The sequence below is a fragment of the Laedolimicola sp. genome, from assembly GCF_051972735.1.
Taxonomy (GTDB): domain Bacteria; phylum Bacillota; class Clostridia; order Lachnospirales; family Lachnospiraceae; genus Laedolimicola; species Laedolimicola intestinihominis.
In genome coordinates, this window is sequence record NZ_JBOKYU010000082.1 from 1 (window position 1) to 3,242 (window position 3,242).

Annotated in this window: 2 protein-coding genes and 2 pseudogenes; all 4 read left to right on the plus strand. The window is 52.6% G+C overall.

What is annotated here, in order from left to right; translation table 11 throughout:
* Positions 1–221: pseudogene (locus tag ACTRC3_RS11575) on the plus strand (ABC transporter ATP-binding protein); the annotation flags it as partial.
* The gene (locus tag ACTRC3_RS11580) at positions 214–1,311 is read left to right on the plus strand and encodes an ABC transporter permease (protein WP_440323174.1); all 1,098 of its coding nucleotides are present in this window, start codon (positions 214–216) and stop codon (positions 1,309–1,311) included. The pseudogene ACTRC3_RS11575 and the gene ACTRC3_RS11580, both read left to right, overlap by 8 nt.
* A 2-nt stretch (positions 1,312–1,313) precedes the next feature.
* On the plus strand, positions 1,314–2,306 hold the full coding sequence (locus tag ACTRC3_RS11585) for an ABC transporter permease (RefSeq protein WP_349165174.1): 993 nt from the start codon (positions 1,314–1,316) through the stop codon (positions 2,304–2,306).
* A gap of 330 nt (positions 2,307–2,636) precedes the next feature.
* Positions 2,637–3,242, plus strand: a pseudogene (locus ACTRC3_RS11590) (guanosine polyphosphate pyrophosphohydrolase); the annotation flags it as partial.

Genomic DNA, 3,242 nt, shown 5'->3' on the forward strand with positions numbered 1-3,242 from the left:
ACTCCTCTTATACCATTTACGATTTACTCAATGAACAGAAGAAAAAGGGCGTGGCCGTTATCTTCGTTGGCGAGGATCTGGACGTGATGGTAGAGCTCTGTGACAAGATCATGGTGCTCTGCGGCGGCGAGGTCAGCGGCATCGTGGACGCCCGCAGGACAGATAAAAATCAGGTCGGCCTGATGATGACCAGAGTAGGAGGGGACGAGAGCCATGAATAAGAAAGAGCCGTTTTTTCATATCGTAAAAAGGGACGCCCTTCCCTGGTATCAGTCAGTGGGCATCCGGGCCGTCGCCATTGCGCTTGCGCTGGTGCTTTGCGGCGTCCTGACCACCATTACCACGGGTATTGACCCCATCGAAGTATATAAGTCTATTTTCGCGGGTGCCTTCGGTACCGAGCGGAAGACCTGGATTACCCTGCAGAATCTTTCCATTCTGCTTCTGATCGCTCTGGCCCTGACTCCGGCCTTCAAGATGAAGTTCTGGAACATCGGCGGCGAGGGACAGGTGCTCATCGGCGGCCTGGCTGCAGGCGCCTGCATGATCTGTCTGGGAGATAAGCTGCCGAACGGCGTGCTGATTCTGGTCATGGTGCTGGCCAGCATTGCGGCAGGCGCGTTCTGGGGCTTCGTTCCGGCCTTTTTCAAGGCGAAATGGAACACCAACGAGACCCTGTCCACCCTGATGATGAACTACATCGCCACTCAGCTGGTGGCCTTCTACACCATCGTCTGGGAGGTGCCGAAGGGCTCCGGTAAAATCGGTATCATCAATCAGAACAGCAATGCAGGATGGCTGCCGCAGATTTTCGGATCCAAGTATCTCCTAAGCATCGTTGTGGCAGTGGTTGTGACCCTGCTCATGTACATATATCTGAATTACAGCAAGCACGGCTACGAGATTTCCGTCGTGGGAGAAAGTGAGAATACGGCAAAATATGTGGGGATTAAGGTGGAAAAGGTCATCGTCCGTACCATGCTCCTCTCAGGCGCTGTATGCGGTCTTACAGGCCTTCTGCTGGTGGGCGGTATCAATCATACCATCACCACCACCATCGCGGGCGGCCAGGGCTTTACGGGCGTTCTGGTGTCCTGGATGTCCAAGTTCAATCCGCTGACCATGGTATTCTCCAGCTTCCTGATTATCTTTATGGACCGCGGCGCAGGCGAGATTTCCACTGCCTTCGGCCTGAATCATTCCTACGCCGATATCCTGACCGGAATCATTCTGTTCTTCATCATCGGCTGCGAATTCTTCATCAGCTACAGACTGCAGTTCCGTAAAAAAGCAGAAAAGGAGGTACAGTAATCATGTGGAATTTCTTACTTGCGTTTATTCCGAGAGCCGTCGTACAGGGCGTCCCCCTTCTCTACGGAAGCACCGGAGAAATCATTACCCAGAAATCCGGTAACCTGAATCTGGGAATCCCAGGCGTCATGTACGTGGGCGCCATCAGCGGCGTCATCGGTTCCTTCCTTTACGAGAGCTCCACAGCGAATCTGAATCCGGCGCTTGCCATTCTGATTCCCATGCTGTGCTGTCTCTTAGGGTCTCTTCTGATGGGGCTACTGTACTGCTTCCTGACCGTAACCCTACGGGCCAATCAGAACGTAACCGGTCTGGCCATGACCACCTTTGGCGTGGGCTTCGGCAACTTCTTCGGCGGTTCCTTAATCAAACTGGTAGACGCCGACGTGCCTTCCATTGCCTTAAGCGCCACCAGCAGTTACTTCAGCAAATCCCTGCCCTTTGCATCGAAAATGGGATGGTTTGGCAAGCTGTTCTTATCCTACGGCTTCCTGGCCTACCTGGCAGTTATCATCGCGCTGGCAGCGTCCTATTTCCTGAATCATACCCGGAAAGGCCTGCATCTGCGGGCGGTGGGAGAAAACCCGAATACCGCGGACGCCGTGGGTATCAACGTATCCAAATATAAATACGTCGCCACCTGCGTGGGCTGTATGATTGCGGGTCTCGGCGGACTCTACTACGTCATGGACTACGCCTGCGGCGTCTGGTCCAACGATGCCTTCGGCGACAGAGGCTGGCTTGCCATCGCCCTGGTGATCTTTACCATCTGGAGACCGAACTTAAGCATCCTGGCATCCTTCCTTTTCGGCGGCCTGTACATCCTGTATCTGTACATCCCCACCGGCATGGATCATATGGAATATCAGGAGCTTTACAAGATGATTCCCTACGTGGTAACCCTGGTGGTACTGGTGGTCACCAGCGTCCGAAGCAAGCGGGAAAATCAGCCGCCTGAAAGCCTTGGAGTTCCGTATTTCCGGGAAGAACGGTAAAAGTAAAAATATAGGAAATAAAAACCGCGCAGTTTTTCGCAGACTGCGCGGTTTTTTTGCTCTATAGGAAACATCGTGTTGCATTAAAGTGTGAAAGCTATGATTCCTATAGAGCAAAAAGCCTTCCGGGGGATCGCACTGCGGCGGAAAGGTAGTATGTCGCTTACGCGACCCGCCGCAGGCGGAGAATCCTGCTTCGCAGGATTCTTTCTTATGCAATAGGAAATTCCTATGGAATCCCGTGGATTGTACTTGCTTTTATACAAAAGATCCAGTATAATATCAGATTGGATTGCGTAAAAACACAATTTCAGAAAAGTGGAGAAACACATGATTACATTAAACGACTATCTGTATTCCGGCGACACGGTGATGCGGATACTGAAGAAATACAAACGGGATCTGGGGCGTGACGCTGCGTTGACCGGCAATGAGATCGACATGATTCACTGTGATTTCCTGCAGAGCATCATCGACCTGCTGGAGCACAACGAGTTCCTGACCGCCCAGTCCCAGAAAATCCGGGAGTTTTATATGTATATGGCCAGGGAGTACCCCTGGCTGGCCTTCACCTTCAAGGGTCGCATCAAATCCCTGATCCGGGCCGAGGAAAAATTCAATGGCTATATCGTCAAGGACAGCTATAAGTATTATATGGAGCACGGCGAATTTCCTCCGGTAGAGGAGCTCAGGAAGCGCCTGGTCAAGTTCCGGGATCTGATTGCCTACCGCATCGTGATTTCTATGCCCCGGTGTCATGTGGAGCCGGGCAGGGATAAGGCCGGGGAGGAACTGAAATGCCTCTACGAGATCGCCAATGTCCTGCCGGGGTTCCTCACAGAGCGCGGCTTCACGGCTCAGGTGACCGGCGGCGTAAAAAGGAGCAATTCGCCGCTTCTGGATGAGAATAACAAGGATTATTACCGGGATTACATC